This window comes from Pannonibacter sp. Q-1 (genome assembly GCF_054073275.1).
Window position 1 is genome coordinate 111,745 of sequence record NZ_JBSXNB010000011.1, and the last position, 14,943, is coordinate 126,687.

Genomic DNA, 14,943 nt, shown 5'->3' on the forward strand with positions numbered 1-14,943 from the left:
TGCGGGGGAGAGAATTCTTCTTTCTTCAGGTCAGGAGCTGGCCTGGGTGTCAATGACAGTAAACCGGCTTCTGCCGCTTGGATCCTGGGTCAAAAGCCCGTGCCCGCCAGCCTGATCCATGATCTTGGCAGCGAGCGCTTCCAGCGGCACGGCTGCCCCGAACAGATAGCCCTGTCCCTTGGAGCATCCCGCCTTCTGCAGCAGTGCTTGCTGCTCCAGCGTCTCTACGCCTTCCACGGTCACCGCAATGTTCAAGTCGCGCGCCAGACTGACTACGGCTTCGATGATCGACTTGCTCTGCGGGTCCGAAGACAGGGACCGCACGAAGCTGCGGTCGACTTTCAGCTCGTCCCAGTCGAACTGGCGCAGATAGGAGAGGGACGAATAACCGGTGCCGAAATCGTCCAGGGCTATCGTCACGCCAAGCTGCTTCAGTCTGTTGAGCGTCGAGATGCAGCGTGCCGTGTCACTCATCAGAATGGATTCGGTCACTTCCAGCCGCAGCCGCCCTGGTGCAAGGCCGGTGTCGAGCAGGATCTGGCGCACGGTCTCGAGCAGGTCATCGCGCAGGATCTGGGCCACGGAGAGATTGACCGACACAGGCAGCGTACCCAGAACGCGGGCGGCATCCGAACAGGCCTGCTGCAGAATGGAGCGGCCCATGTCGACAACCTTGCCTGAGCCTTCGGCTATCGGCACGAATTCATCCGGTCCGATGCGCCCCAGCTGAGGGTGGGTCCAGCGGGCCAGGGCCTCCACGCCGATGATGCGTCCGGTGCCAAGTTCCACCTGCGGCTGGTAAAAGGGGAGAATATCGCCGGCCATGATCGCCGGATGCAGATCGGCTTCGATTTGCCGCCGCCGGGACAGGTTGGCCCGCATGCCGGCATCGAACAGTTGCACGATTCCCTTGGCCCGGCCCTTGGCAAGGCTGAGGGCAAGATCGGCGTTGTCGGGGAGCTGTGTCCGGTCCTGAAGCCCGGGGCCATCGACAGCAAGACCGATCGTGGCATCCACCAGCACGGTGCCATGTTTCATGTGATAAGGCTCCCGCAGGGCCTTCAGCAGAAACTCGGCCTTCTGGCGGGCATCCTGAAGCCCGTTCTCCGTGCGCAGCAGGACGAGGAACTCATCGCCGCCGAAACGGGCTGCAATGGCATTTTCCCAGAGCGAGACGATGCTGGTGAGCCGCTGGCCGACGCCGTTCAGCAGGGCATCACCTGCGGCATGGCCGAGCGTGTCATTGACGGTCTTGAAGCCGTCAAGGTCAATGGCGAGCACGGCAAGCGGGCGGCTGCTCTTGCGCTGCAGTTCAGCACGGAAAAAGTCCTGAAAGGCCAAGCGGTTCGGCAGGGAGGTAAGCTGATCGTGGCGGGCAACGAAGGCATGATCGGCTGCCGAACGCTCCGCCTGGGCCCGGGCGGCTACCAGCGTTCTGTTCTGCAGGAAAAGACTGGCCAGAAGCACCCCGCCGACAGCAAGAAGGGCATAGGTCAGCCAGTGCCCTGCCGTCATGGAGGTCTGAATCCGTTCCCGGATCTTGTCTGCCTCGACAAGGCTCAGGCTATAGGCTTCCCCGCCAATACGGTCGACAGCGGCCTTGACCGGAACCATACGGTCGATGATTTCGAGCTGTGCGCCGGGATCTTCGATCCGGTCGAACAGCGGTTCAAGCGCCTCCAGATCAGCTGCCAGCTGCTCGAACCGCGCGACCCGCTCGGCGGACAGCTCCAGAAACATCCGGAACTGTCCAGAGCTCCAGGTTTTCATGCGGCCGATCATGATCTGATAGTAGAGCTGCGCTTCGCTTGCGGCGGACTTGTCCCCCGTCGCTGCATAGCGCGCGACCAGCTCGCGCAGGGTCGAAACCTCCAGACGGCCGTTGAAGCCGGTCCAGGCAATGTCGTAACGCTTGGCCTGAATGACGGCGCTCTGGTTGGCTGCTGTGATATAGGGCTGGATTAAGGCAGCAGCGGCCAGACAAATGAAGAGTAGAACAGTTATTCGCCGGAACCATATTGTCATGGCAACAGTCACCAGTAAGAGGGGAGGGCTTGTTACCTGATGGTGATCTGGCGGATCTGCCAGACCGCGCGCGAATAGTAGCTTTCCGTCTTGAGGTCAGGCCTGTCACTGAAAGGGAAGATCAGAAAAAGAGGGCCTTTGTCTGCCACGGGCATATGCTTGCCGTTCTGCCGTGTTGCCAGAAGGCCTTTCGCCTGAACAACGTCGTCAAACGGCATCTGGACGAAGTAGCTGTTGAGGGCCATCACCTCGACCGTACCATCTTTCACGCCTGCATGGGCCATGAGCCTTGCAAAGGGAACACCTTCAAACGTTACCGGACCATCATGCCAGGGCGTAACCGTTGTCATGCTCTCCAGCCCCAAGGCCTCAATCTCATCCATTGTCATGGCGATGGGGCCTGAGGGGAGTTTTCCGTCAATCGTCAGTATAGTGGGTGCGCCGGAAGCTGTTGATGCCGCTGGAAAAAATGAGATGAGAAAAAGAACGCTGGCAAAAATGACAGTAAGGAGACGCATCGGAACTCTCCGCAATATGAATAAAATTAGAGTAGCCTTTTCCCATCCAAGACTGGGTAAAGGAAACCGGTAAAATTTTAGGCAATTATCCTTTTGTGACCTAACGTCAAAGGGTGCATTCCCAAAGGGGAAGCGCGTTCCCGGGGCTGCAGTGCTGGTAATAGGTCAATTCGCTAAGGAAATGGTAAAATTTGGCGCACTTGGATAAATTATACACGCATCACGAGAAATGCACCGCGCCAGACGGGGGGGCTGACGCGGCTGTCATGATCTCAGGTCTTTCAGGTGGATTCAGACCGGCACAGCTGCCTGCCGGAGCTGCATGCGCGTGCTGCGCGAAGCCCGGTTGCCGCCTTGATAGGTGTTGCGCTCTTCCGTCGGGGTGACGAGGAAGCGTTCCCGGTAGCATTTGGTGAAATGCGATGTGGAGGCAAAGCCGCAGGCAATGGCCACATCCAGCACGGCACGTGAGGTGCGCCGCAGAAGGTCACGGGCCGTCTCGAGGCGCAGTTTCAGATAGTACTGCCCCGGAGTGCAGTTGAAATGGCGCCGGAACAACCGCTCCAGCTGGCGGGGTGACAGGTTCACCGTCATCGCCAGTTGCTGGCAGGAAAGGGGATCCTCGATATGCATGTCCATGATGCGGATGGCTTCGAGGATCTTGGCATTGGAGATGCCGGTGCGCGCCTCGATGTCATGGCGCTGCGCGCTCTCGCCCGAGCGCATGTTCTGGTAGAGGGCCACCTCGGCAACCTCATGCGCCAGCGCAGCCCCGTGCCGGATGGCGATGAGCCGCAGCATCATGTCCAGAGAGGCCATGCCGCCGCCGCAGGTGATGCAGTTGCGGTCAATGGCGAAAATGTCGGAGGACACGTCCACGCCGGGAAATTCCTCGCGGAAGGAGCGCAGGTTCTCCCAGTGCAGCGTGCAGCGCCGCCCCTCCAGAAGGCCGTAGCGGGCCAGCAGATAGGCGCCGGTGCAGATGGCGCCGAAGGTGCGCCCGCGTGAATTCAGCTTCCGCAGCCGTGTGCCCAGTTCCTTGTCCAGCGGCAGCCGCTCCACATCGATGCCGCTGCACAGCAGGGTGATATCCGCATCCTCCAGTTCGCGGATGCTATGGTTCACGCTGATCTCACAGCCATTCGAGGCGGTGACCGCCGCTCCATCCAGGGAATAAGTGCGCCAGCGGTAAAACTCCCGCCCCAGAACCCGGTTGGCAAGGCGCAGCGGTTCAACGACGGAGGTGAAGGCAATCATCGAAAACCGGTCGAAGAGGACGAGGGCAATGGTCTGCCCATCGAGATCTGACCTGTGCGGCTGCGGACCGGAATTGGACATGGAACGCGGCACCCTTAACTCTGGAAGATTATGTATTTTCCGGTATGGAGCGCTATCATTGGTTTGCCTGTCAATGAAAATCTGAGAAATCGGAGGCTTGCGGAAACCGTTCCTAAAACGCCCGGGCGAATAGATTTTTTTTTATGCGGAAGGCGTTTTCCTGGGCGGTTGTTGCTTCATATCAAGGCGAAGAAAGTGGTAGGTGATACGCCACAATAGCTCGTGCCTTGCCGGTGAGGAGACGACTCTCTCTCATGTGCTTGTGCGGGCCGTTCCAATGGACTGGCCGTCGACGTGAAGTGTCGCGGCGTAACATGACTGGACCGCCATGAACGTTCTTGCCAAACCCGCCGACCTGGAAGCTGTCGCAGGCCCGAGCGCCTTCGTGCAGGAAGTGACGGAGGTCAAGCATTACACCGACCGCCTGTTCAAGTTCCGCACCACGCGGCCTGCCGCATTCCGTTTTCGCTCCGGCGAATTCGTGATGATCGGCCTGCTGATCGACGGCAAGCCCCTTTACCGCGCCTATTCCATCGCCAGCCCGTCCTGGGATGAGGAACTGGAGTTTTTCTCCATCAAGGTGCCGGATGGCCCGCTGACCCAGCATCTGCAGAAGATCCAGCCGGGCGACGCGCTGCTTCTGAAGAAGAAGCCGACCGGCACGCTGGTCAACGATGCCCTGACGCCCGGCAAGCGCGTCTACATGTTCTCCACCGGCACCGGCATTGCCCCCTTCGCCAGCCTGATCCGTGATCCTGAAACCTACGAGAAGTTCGATCAGGTCATCCTGACCCACACCTGCCGTGAAGTCGCAGAACTGCGCTATGGCGAGGAACTGGTCGAGGCAACCAAGAACGATCCGCTGATCGGTGAACTCGCCAGCGAAAAGCTGGTGCATTACACCTCCGTCACCCGCGAGGACTTCCCGCGCCAGGGCCGCATCACCGATCTGATCGAGAGCGGCAAGCTCTTCACGGATCTCGGTGTTCCGCCGCTGGACCCGGCCATCGACCGCGGCATGATCTGCGGCTCCATGGAAATGCTCCGCGACACCAAGGCCCTGCTCGAAAAGGCCGGCCTCAACGAAGGCGCCAACAACAAGCCCGGCGAATTCGTCGTGGAACGGGCGTTTGTGGGCTGAGATCAGATCCTGACGAGCTTGGCTCAACGGGACCTGGTCGAGCCTATGCGGCGTGATGCGCCAGCATCGAAAGCCTTGGTATGATACTCCGGTCTGAAAGTACGTCCGGCCCGGTCAGGGCCGGACGAAGAAGGCGGGTACGCGGTAGTTTGGCAGTTTCTGCAAGCTGAGACTCGCAGCTGCGCCTCCCGCTGCTCTCAGGAACTCATCCACCGCATTGGTTGCTCCCGCAACAGCGTTATAGTCATCCACGACGACGAGCCCGCCCGGCACGACCCGCTCAAACAGCTGTTCCAGCGCAAAACGCGTGGGTTCGCCCACATCCATGTCGAGATGCAGCAGGGATATGCGAAGCTGCGGATTGCGGGCCAGGTAGTCCGGCAGGGTCTGGAACACGTTGCCTTCCACCAGATCCACATTGCCGATCCGCTTTGCCTCCAGAATGGCGGCCAATTCGGCTTTTGACAGTCCCTTTCCTGCTTCCGTCTCGAACTTCTCGATGAATTTGTGGTCCGATGGATCAGACAGCCCCTCCGCCGGAAAGTCTCCGAAGGCGTCGAAGCCGATGATGCGGCGTGAAGCCTCGGTTTCGAGCAAGGCGCGGAACTGGGCGAAGCGGATCAGGGACAGGCCCTTGAAGACGCCGAGTTCCAGCACATCTCCTGGAAGGCCTGTGATCCTCTGGTAGAGCTCGTAATGAGCCAGCATCTTGTTGAGGCGGCTTGGATCGGAGAACCAGTAGAAGCCGTTCTCGTAGTCCCAGACCTTGCCGGGCGACAGGCCCTGAATGCTGTCCGTGCCCTGTGTCATCTGCCTTCTCCCCTAGCATGTGCGGGTGACCGGTACGGCCGCGTGCGTCTGACGCCAGAATCGTCAGATGCCCAAAGAGATTACGTCGAGCCTGCCGGTTTTCTCTATGTTTTTCCCTGTATGTCCGGGTGGAGCCCGCCTAAGCTATCTTATGCCGTAGTGGAAGAGGCTGAAGTGATTCCACCGCTTCGGCAGCGGGCGAGACCGGAAAGGTGCGGCAATGGCGGTTTGGGACAGGTTTTCTATCGTGCCCGCGGCCTTTGCCATGCGCGAGCAGCCGCAAGAGATTGACCCGCGCTCTGTGCCGGAAGGTATCAGCCATGCGGACGACTGGATCATCTTTCGCGGCGGCGGTGAGATCCGTGTCTATGACCGGATCTGCGACCATAATGGCGGGCGCCTGATCTTCAACAACGGCCGTGTCTCCTGCCCCATGCACGGCTGGGAACTGGATGCTGCGACCGGGCGCTACAAAAATGTGGAATGCACCAAGGTGCCTCTGGTGGTGGCTGTGGATGATCCTGCGTCAGCAGCACCGGTGCGTTTTGCCCTGAAGTCCATGTCGCGCTCGCTGGCAGGATATTCAAAGCCGCTGCCGGTTGAGATTGAGTTTCTCAACCACGCCTGCCTCATCATCCGTACAGAGGGCTTGAGCTTTGCGACGGATCCCTGGCTGCTGGGGCCTGCTTTCTGCAATGGCTGGTGGCTGGCATTGCCATCGCCTGCCGGTGCATTTGAGAAGATCAACGCCTGTGATTTTCTTTATATCTCTCACAATCACCCGGACCATCTTCACCGGGAAACTCTGGAGCGCGTGCGCAAGGACATGCCCATCCTGACACCGGCCTTCGACAGCGGGTCGACAGCCCGCTATCTGGAGGATCTGGGCTTTGTCAGCATTCTGGCTGCCCCTTTTGATGCCGCCTTGCGCGACGATGTGGCGGAAATCTCCCTTTCGGTGCTGAAAAGCGGAGACTTCCGTGATGACAGCGGCCTACTGGTGGAAATTGGCGGTTTCAGTGCCTTGCTGGCGGTGGATGCCAACTTCATCGACTTTTACCGCTTCCCCGAGGGGCTGACCGTCTTTGCCTCGTCCTTTGCCAGCGGGGCGAGCGGCTTTCCCCTCTGCTTCGACAATTATGATGAGCGCGAACGTCAGCAGATCATCATCCGCAATCGCAACACGGTCAGATATCTGGCGTCTCGGATCCTTGAGAAGGCGGCTCCGGCTGCCTTTCTCCCTTACGCTGGGTTCTTCTCGGAAGCCGCGCCGCGGGACAGTTACATCAAGGAGCATAACCGGAAAAACGCGGTTTCTGACTACAGCGCCATCTGTGAGGATCTGGGGGTCCGGCTGCTGGATGTGACCGTAGATACGCGTTTTCTGTTCGAGGGACGGGATTTCAGGACAAGCCTGCCCCGAAGTGGGACCGTTCTGGATCAGGCACCAATGGAGGCCTATCTGGCTGCGCCGCCGCCGGGCGGATCTGCGCTCGATCCGGCTGAAGTTGCCACTTATTTCCTCGGCTCAGGCTATGCCAAGCCCCTTAACCTTCTCGTTCGCCTGACGGATGATGCGTTTGAGGAAGGGGAGGAGGCCTTTTTTTGCCGTTTCGACGAAAAAGGTCCGGGAAGCGTTACGCCGCTCAACCGCGCTGACTATGAAGCATATCTTCTCAGCCTGGACCGGTTTTTGTCGCTGCGTATCCGCCGTAACGAGTTCATCCGGGTCATCCGGCTTGGACTGCCCTGGGAAGATCTGTCGATCGGTTTCCAGTGCCGGGTGAAGCGCCAGCCCAATATCTACCACTCAGACTTCTGGTATCATTTTTCGAATGTCTACGTGAACGACAAGGTCAAGCGCGCTTCGCTCGCGTGCGACGCCTGTATCAATATTCAACATGAATTCGTGGTGTGAGACGCATGCAACAGGACACGAGACGTAATGAATGGAACGCCGCCTATGACCGTGGCGGCAACTTTCTTTTCTATCCCAATGAGGAAGTGATCCGTTTTTTTGCCCGTCACGTGGCCAAGCGTACCGGTCTGGATACGGTGCAATACATGGAGGGCTTTGGCCCCGCTTCCCGCATTCTGGACTTCGGCTGCGGCCTTGGCCGTCATGTCGGCCTTGCGCTGGACCTCGGGCTGGATGGCCGGGGCATTGATCTGTCTGACAGGGCTATTGCGGCTGGCCGTAGCTGGCTTTCAGCTGCCGGCTGCGGGGATGCAGAAGAGCGTCTGATTTGCGGCGACGGGCGTAGTTTGCCATTCGAGGATGGCTTTTTTGATGCGGCTGTCTCCCATGCGGTTCTTGATTCCATGCCCTTCGAGCATGCCAGAGCGGCCATGGAGGAAATTGCAAGGGTGATGAAGCCCGGCGCCCTGTTCTATCTTGATCTGATCAGCCCGGAAGACAGCGAGCTGCGGAAGCCGGGGTTTACCGGAGAGTTGACCGTCTCCAAAGACCATGAGTTTGGCACGGTCCAGAGCTACTTCGATCCAGACAAGATTTCACGGCTGCTTGAGGGGCAGTTCCAATTGCAGGAGCTGGTGCTGGTCCGGCGCACGGTGTTGACCGTCTCGGCGCACGCTTCCCGGTATCACGCGGTGGCGCAACGCATCACGTCTTGAAAAAAGCAGAAGCTGGTCAGGAGCATCAGCTATCCCGCGCTGTAGAAGTGCTTCTGCAGCGGGGCATCCCAGAAGCCGGCACCATTCAGGATCTCAACAAAACGGGCCGCCGAGTTGCCCTGCCCGAAGCTGCGGTCGGAGGCGAAGCGCTGGCCCCATCTGTTGGTCAGGAAATCCGCGATGGCCTCGCGGTCGAAGGCTGAGGCTTCCGTGATGGTTGGCGCCACGGATCTGTTGAGCTGCCGGGTGCCGAGATTGAGGCTGGGAATGCCTAGGAACGGGGCTTCACGCACACCGGCACTGGAGTTGCCGATGATGGCAGCCGCGTTCTTCATCAGCTCGGAAAAATAGGCAAAGCGCATGTTCGGCAGATGCCGGAAGCGCCCCGGATCCAGCCTCTCGATCTCAGCAAAGATATCCTCTGAACCGGGATCATTGTTCGGGGAGATGACGATGAAGTTGCGGCCGCTCGCGGAGAGGGCAGAGAAGAGGCTCTGCGCCTGCGCGCCGATCGTGTCCCGCTCCGATGTCACCGGATGAAACACCGCAATCCCGTAATCCTTGAAGGGAATAGCATAGCGGCGGCGTACCTCGTTCAGAGTGACGCCGGAGGACCCGCCGTGAAAGTCCAGCTCCGGCGAGCCGATGTTGAAGACCGTGCCAGGCTCCTCACCAAGCGTCAGAACGCGCGCTCTTGCAGCCTCCGAGCTGACGAAATGATAGGTGCAGAGCTTGGTGTTGCAATGCCGGTAGACCTCGTCAATCGTCCCGGACACCTCACCGCCTTCGATATGGGCACAGCGGATGTAATTGGTCGCGCAGACCAGCGCTCCGGCAAGGGCTTCGATCCGGTCGCCATGCACGATGGTCAGATCCGGCCTGTTCTCATGCACCCAGTCCGAAAGACCGAGGATCGTCTTGGACAGGATGATGTCCTGCGGATCGCCCAGCCGCTGGTTGATGAATTCGTGCTTGACCACGCCCGGCAGCCGCTGCACTTCGTTGCGGGTGAGGCCGTATTTTTCCAGCATATGCATGCCGGTGACGAAGAAAGTCACCTCGTGGCCGGCATCTCGTGCGGCGATGGCGAGCGGCTCCAGCTTGCCGAAGTCGGCCCGGGTGCCGGTCAGAAACAGGAGCCTGCGTATTGTCATTGGCGGGGCTCCAGATCGCTCCAGCGCAGTTGCTGATTGCGCTTGACCGCAAGCTTCAGCTTGCGGCCAACGACATCGTCAAACTGCGAGACGGGGATCTCGCCATTGCCCGGCCGCCGCGCCCAGATATCGGCTTCGGTGATCTCATGACCTTCCGGCAGATCCCGGTCTGCCACAACGGATCCGCGGGCGAAGCGGTAGACATCTTCCTCCGGCGCCGTGCGCTTCTTCTCGTTGTGAAGCGCGATGTGGATCTCCCGGGAGCGCTCGATCAGAAACCGCAGTTCGGACGGGTCCATGGAACAGGAAATATCCGGACCCTTGCGGTAGCGCGTGTCGGTGAAATGCCGCTCCAGAATACAGGCACCCAGCGCCACGGACGCCAGCGCCATCTCCGGGCCGATGCTGTGATCGGAGAAGCCGACAACTGCATTGGGAAATGCCGCCTTCAGATCCGTCACCCCCCTGAGGGAAACGATCTCGGGCGGGGAGGGATAGAGGTTCGTGCATTCCAGCAGGGCATAGCCAATGCCGGCCTTGTCGAGGATCTCGACCGAGGGGCGGATGCTCTCCAGCGTCTGCATGCCCGTGCTCATGATCACCGGCTTGCCGAAACCGGCAATGTGCCGGATCAGCGGCAGATGATCGCATTCACCGCTGCCGATCTTGAAGCCGGGCACATCGATGGAGTTGAGGAAATCGGCGGCCGCGCGGGAAAAGGGCGTGGAGATGTAGATGAGGCCGAGGCTTTCGGTATAGGCCTTCAGCTCTTTCTCCGCCTCCAGCGGGAGGGCGCAGCGGCGCATCACCTCGAAGATCGAGACATCGGCATTGGGCGGAAAAATCTCCCTGGCCTCATCCGTCATCTCGTCCTCGACGATATGCGTCTGGTGCTTGATCATCTCGCAGCCGCTCTGGGCTGCAGCGCGCACCATGGCCTTGGCAACATCAAGGCTGCCGCCATGATTGATACCGATCTCGGCAATCACCAGCGGGGGATGCGCGGGACCAATGTCTCTGTGAGCGATTTTCACGTCAGTTATCCCTTCGCCATCAGATCTGCGCAGCGCTGAAAATCTTCAGCCGTATCAATGTCTTGAGCCTCGTCCGCGGTAACCGGCAGAACGCGGATCGATGCAGCGGAAAAGTTGCCATCTGCGATGAACTGCGCCGCATCAAAAACATAGAGAACGCCATTCGGCCTAATCAGGGCCGGCAAGTCCTGCCGGTTCGCAAAGCAGAAATCTGGAGAAACCAGCGGCACGAACCGGTCTCCCTCCGCAAAACCCCACTTCAGCACGGCGGAATCTGCCGGAGATACGCTCATGACCATGCTGGCGTCCCCTTGCCGGAACAGGCCGATGCCCTTGCGCACGGTCTCGGCCTTGCGCAGCGGTGACGTGGGCTGCAACAGAACGGCAAGGCCTGAAGTGACGCCTGCGCTGGGTAAGAGGTCGCGCAGAACCTCCGCCATCGTCGTGCTGTCCGTTGCCAGTTCCGGCGGGCGCCGGATGCATTCCACCTGCGGGGGCAGGTCATGAGTGAAGATCTCACCGATATCGGTGCTGATGATCACACGGCCGATTCCGGCGGCGAGCGCAGCATCGACGCTATGCCGGTACAGCGGCTTGCCGGCCAGCGGCCGTATGTTCTTGCCCGGCAGTCCCTTTGACCCGGCCCTTGCAGGAATGATGGCGGTGACTTGCGTGGGCGCTGCCATGATGCCTCACAGCTGCAGGCGCTTCATGCGCTCTTCGGGAGAGAATTCTGTCTTCCATGCTTCCAGCCGCGAAACCAGGCCAGGGATCAGCTCAATGACAGGCTGGCCAGGCTTCAGTTTCGTGTAGGTTGTTCTGGGGAACCAGGGTGTCTGCTCCTGCCCAAACATGTAATGACTGATATCGTCGCCGAAGGTCCAGCAGGGCATGCCATAGCAGCCGGCAATGTCTGACACGCTTGTGTTTGCCGTTATGACAAGATCACAGCATGAGGCAAGTGCAGCAGCATCCTCGATGTTGTTCATCTGGTCAATGTCGGCAAAGTGAATAAGATTTGCGCCACGCCCTTCCTGAAGATAAGTAACTTCCCGGTCGATGCAGGAATATTGCAGATTGACGAAGACGATATCTTTCGTCTCGACAACCGGTGCAAAATCCATCACCGAAAGGTAATTTTTCGCACGGGCAGGGGCCAGCTTGCTGGAGCGCCATGAGACACCGACAACCGGCTTCTTGTCGGCGTCAGGAATCCGGCGGTAAAGTTCACGGGCGCGCCCGGTGTTGATCTTGAACACGGGATGCCGTGTTTTCTTGAAAGACTCCAGATCATTGCGGATATAGCGCGGAAGATCTGCCGAGGAGATCTGGCAGTCATAGTCATCGGTGGTGGCCATCAGGGTGATGGATTCAAACGTCGGTGTGCGTGTCAGGGCATCCGGGAAACTATGCTCGAAAGGTGCGACCAGTTTCTTCGGCACCTCGATGATCACCTTGTCCGCCATCTCCATGATGTCGGCAATCAGCGTGCCGGAGCGAAGGCAGTCGCCAACCCCCTGATCATTCCAGATCATGATCGTCTTGCCGGTCAGATCAGACCCATCCCATTGGGGCTTCCGGAACTTGCGGTTGAGGCAGGATGTGATTTCCGCCTTGAAGCGGGCACCATAGTGCTTCCAGCCCTCTGCAATGTTGCCCGCTCCCAGATAGGCTAGGGCGAGATTCCACTCCGCAACCGGAAGGTCGCCATTCGCCAGTTCGATGCCCTTCCGCAGGACCCTTATCGCGTCCGTGGACCGGTTCATGCTCTGCAGAATGACCCCCAGGGTGACATGCCTTGCAACATCCTGCGGTTTCGCTGCCATGGCAGCTTCTGCAAAGGGCAGGGCATCCGATGCTTCGCCGATCCGGAACAGCAGCCGTGCCATTTCATGCTGGAGATCATCGTCCCCGGGGAAGAGTTGAAGAGCAAGCCTCAGTTCCTCGCCTGACTTGTCATACTGCTCTGCTTCAAGTCTTGAGCGGGCCCGCTGGACCCATATGTCGGAATTGCTGGGATCGATCTGGATGGCCTTGTCGAAGAACTCAACGGCCTGATGGAACTTCTTCTGATCCCGCAACAGAACGCCATAGTTGCGGTAGGCATCTCCGTAGCCTGGATGATCCGCGACAATCTGCTTGAAGATTTCCTCTGCCTCAGTCTCCCGGTCCAGTTTGGTCATGGCCACGGCACGCAGGCTTTGCGCTTCGGCAAGCCTGGGATCCAGCGCCACGGCCCGTTCGGCTGCAGCCAGCACATCGGCATGGTTTTCTTCATCAAGGTCAGAGAGCGCGCGTGCCAGATTGGCATGATAGGGGGCGCGGTCCGGGGCGAGGGAAATGGCCTTGCGGATGAACTCCACTGCCCGTTTGGGGAAGCCCAGCTGCCGGTAGCAGACACCCAGAAGGTGGTTGGCATCCGGAGACGAAGGGTTCTTCTTCAGGACGGTTTTGTAAAGCCGCTGCGCTTTCTCGACTTCACCGGCCTGCTGCAGGGCCACGGCCTTGCGCATTGTGTCGAGTGTCGTGGTGGCGGCATTTGCCGGCTTGAAGCTCATTCGTCCATCCGCTGACTTCGGAGAATCACTCCGCAAAGTCTAGCAAGAAAAGCTCGGAAATGGGTGAGCTGTCCGCATTCGCCTGTTCTGCCGCTGATTTGCCCCTGGAAAGAGTGCAGTGGCCAATGCTTGACGCAAACAGGCAGGCCCAGGGGGCCTGCCTGTGGATTTTCAAGAGAAGTCTTCAGGCCGCCTTGCTGGCCGCAGCTGCAATCTTCTGCAGGTTCTCGAAGAAGTGGCGCACATCATCCCCGATCTGCGCCGAGCAGCTCTTGAGGCCATCGGCCGCCACCTGGAAATCTGCGGCGGCGGTGCCTGTCTGGGCAATGGCGCCGGCCACACGGTCAACGTTGCCGGCCAGAGACTGGGAGCCGGAGGCTGCGCTCTGGATGTTCGACGAAATCTCGCGCGTTGCCGCACCCTGCTGCTCCACCGCAGCGGCGATGGTGGCCGTCATGTTGTCGACTTCCTTCACCGTGTCGGAAATCGCATTGATCGACTTCACGGCGTTCTGGGTGGCCGACTGGATGGCGGAGATCTGGGACGAAATCTCTTCCGTCGCCTTGGAGGTCTGGTTCGCCAGTTCCTTCACTTCGGCTGCCACGACCGCAAATCCGCGTCCGGCTTCGCCAGCGCGGGCGGCCTCGATGGTCGCGTTGAGGGCGAGGAGATTGGTCTGCTCTGCAATGGCCTGAATGAGGCTGATGACGTCACCGATCTTCTGGGCCGAATCGGACAGGCGCCCGACTTCGGCAGAGGTCCGGTTCGTCTCGCCATTCGCCCTGCGCGCCACATCCGAGGCGCCGGTGACCTGGCGTGAAATCTCGGCGATGGTACTGGACAGTTCTTCCGTCGCTGCGGCGATCGTCTGGATATTGCTGGTTGTCTGGACAGAGGAATGTGCAGCTTCAGAGGCCTCTGCGTTCGCAGAAACGGACATGTCAGACAGGGACATGGCCTGACGGGTCACCTTTTCAGCGCTGTTGCTCACCTCCGCCATGGAGGCGTCCACCTTGACCTTGAAAGTGTCGATGGCGTGGCTGATCTGCCGTTCCTGTTCCTGTTGCAGCTCCATCAGAACGTTCTGATAGGTCGAAATGGCAAGATCCAGGTCGAACAGCACTGCCTTGTTGAGCGCCTGCACGGCGGTCAGTGCCCTGCGCTGAGAGAAACGGTGCTTCTTCAGGACGATGCTGACCAGCTCGTTCAGGACATACTGATAGCCTGCGATATACCACTTCGGCTCCAGTCCGATGCGGACATGGGCCCGGCCAATGCGGTCTATGCTCTCGAAATAATCCCGGTCAAACCGGCCGGAGAACAGCTTGGCCCAGTGACCGCCTTGGGCCTTCTTGAGCATGTCCTCGCGATTTCCGACAAGAGCCGCCATCTTCGGCTGTGACTTGAGATGGGAATAGAAGCCGTCAAGCACGGCCGGCAGTGCCTTCTGGACGAAAGGCCAGAGTTCCGTAAGGGTCGACTTCGTCTCCGCGTCAATCCTTGCGAAGCTCAGACGGCCCCTCATTTCCTCGTCATTGTACAACATGATGCATCCTCGGTTGAGATGCTGTCACGGTAGAGCGAGTCTCTTGAAGGAACCGTTAACTCAAATGGAAAGGGCAAGTTTGATTTATGATGAAATCTGGCTTGGATTAAATAAGGGGCTGACATAGATAGCGTTTTCAGTTTTACTTGAACCACCAGTTTTGCAGGACGCTGACGAGATTGGCA

General features: G+C 59.4%; 13 protein-coding genes. 3 read left to right on the forward strand and 10 right to left on the reverse strand.

What is annotated here, in order from left to right:
• Nucleotides 1–30: 30 nt before the first annotated feature.
• The 3 genes from ACVNHC_RS23480 to ACVNHC_RS23490 all read right to left on the reverse strand — a co-directional run bounded on the left by ACVNHC_RS23480 (nucleotide 31) and on the right by ACVNHC_RS23490 (nucleotide 3,881).
• A complete protein-coding gene (locus ACVNHC_RS23480; protein WP_457169775.1) occupies nucleotides 31–2,025 on the reverse strand; it encodes a putative bifunctional diguanylate cyclase/phosphodiesterase in 1,995 nt (664 codons plus the stop codon).
• A 32-nt stretch (nucleotides 2,026–2,057) separates the two neighbouring features.
• Nucleotides 2,058–2,543: a molybdopterin-dependent oxidoreductase gene (locus tag ACVNHC_RS23485; RefSeq protein ID WP_119396615.1), complete on the reverse strand. Its 486-nt coding sequence runs from the start codon at nucleotides 2,541–2,543 to the stop codon at nucleotides 2,058–2,060.
• A 291-nt stretch (nucleotides 2,544–2,834) separates the two neighbouring features.
• Nucleotides 2,835–3,881: a GlxA family transcriptional regulator gene (locus tag ACVNHC_RS23490; protein WP_050471195.1), complete on the reverse strand. Its 1,047-nt coding sequence runs from the start codon at nucleotides 3,879–3,881 to the stop codon at nucleotides 2,835–2,837.
• 328 nt (nucleotides 3,882–4,209) lie between these two features.
• Between ACVNHC_RS23490 and ACVNHC_RS23495 the strand changes: the two genes are divergently transcribed.
• The gene (locus ACVNHC_RS23495; protein ID WP_019962670.1) at nucleotides 4,210–5,022 is read left to right on the forward strand and encodes a ferredoxin--NADP reductase; all 813 of its coding nucleotides are present in this window, start codon (nucleotides 4,210–4,212) and stop codon (nucleotides 5,020–5,022) included.
• 114 nt (nucleotides 5,023–5,136) lie between these two features.
• Here the strand turns inward: ACVNHC_RS23495 and ACVNHC_RS23500 are convergent, their stop codons facing one another.
• Entirely contained in the window at nucleotides 5,137–5,832 is a 696-nt protein-coding gene (locus ACVNHC_RS23500; RefSeq protein ID WP_050471196.1) for a TylF/MycF/NovP-related O-methyltransferase, read from the reverse strand.
• A 220-nt stretch (nucleotides 5,833–6,052) separates the two neighbouring features.
• On the opposite strand from ACVNHC_RS23500, the gene ACVNHC_RS23505 reads away from it, so the two are divergent.
• Together ACVNHC_RS23505 and ACVNHC_RS23510 are read left to right on the forward strand one after the other, a co-directional pair.
• The gene (locus tag ACVNHC_RS23505; protein WP_050471197.1) at nucleotides 6,053–7,750 is read left to right on the forward strand and encodes a Rieske 2Fe-2S domain-containing protein; all 1,698 of its coding nucleotides are present in this window, start codon (nucleotides 6,053–6,055) and stop codon (nucleotides 7,748–7,750) included.
• A 5-nt stretch (nucleotides 7,751–7,755) separates the two neighbouring features.
• Nucleotides 7,756–8,466 carry a class I SAM-dependent methyltransferase gene (locus ACVNHC_RS23510; RefSeq protein WP_050471198.1) on the forward strand — a complete coding sequence of 237 codons (711 nt, stop codon included), beginning with the start codon at nucleotides 7,756–7,758 and terminating at the stop codon, nucleotides 8,464–8,466.
• A gap of 29 nt (nucleotides 8,467–8,495) precedes the next feature.
• On the opposite strand, the gene neuC is transcribed toward ACVNHC_RS23510, so the two are convergent.
• From neuC to ACVNHC_RS23540, 6 genes are all read right to left on the reverse strand, one after another.
• On the reverse strand, nucleotides 8,496–9,620 hold the full coding sequence (neuC, locus tag ACVNHC_RS23515; protein ID WP_457169776.1) for a UDP-N-acetylglucosamine 2-epimerase: 1,125 nt from the start codon (nucleotides 9,618–9,620) through the stop codon (nucleotides 8,496–8,498).
• Nucleotides 9,617–10,654, reverse strand: coding sequence for an N-acetylneuraminate synthase family protein (locus tag ACVNHC_RS23520; RefSeq protein WP_050471200.1), 1,038 nt, complete (start codon nucleotides 10,652–10,654; stop codon nucleotides 9,617–9,619). The genes neuC and ACVNHC_RS23520 overlap by 4 nt, the downstream gene beginning before the upstream one ends.
• A gap of 5 nt (nucleotides 10,655–10,659) precedes the next feature.
• Nucleotides 10,660–11,340 carry an acylneuraminate cytidylyltransferase family protein gene (locus ACVNHC_RS23525; RefSeq protein ID WP_457169777.1) on the reverse strand — a complete coding sequence of 227 codons (681 nt, stop codon included), beginning with the start codon at nucleotides 11,338–11,340 and terminating at the stop codon, nucleotides 10,660–10,662.
• Between the two features lie 6 nt (nucleotides 11,341–11,346).
• Nucleotides 11,347–13,212, reverse strand: coding sequence for a tetratricopeptide repeat protein (locus tag ACVNHC_RS23530; RefSeq protein WP_094462079.1), 1,866 nt, complete (start codon nucleotides 13,210–13,212; stop codon nucleotides 11,347–11,349).
• Nucleotides 13,213–13,396: 184 nt separating this feature from the next.
• Nucleotides 13,397–14,758 (reverse strand): protoglobin domain-containing protein, encoded by a 1,362-nt coding sequence (locus tag ACVNHC_RS23535; RefSeq protein ID WP_457169778.1) that lies wholly within the window; start codon nucleotides 14,756–14,758, stop codon nucleotides 13,397–13,399.
• A partial coding sequence (locus ACVNHC_RS23540; RefSeq protein WP_457169779.1) for a hypothetical protein occupies nucleotides 14,734–14,943 on the reverse strand: 210 nt, incomplete at its 5' end. The genes ACVNHC_RS23540 and ACVNHC_RS23535, both read right to left, overlap by 25 nt.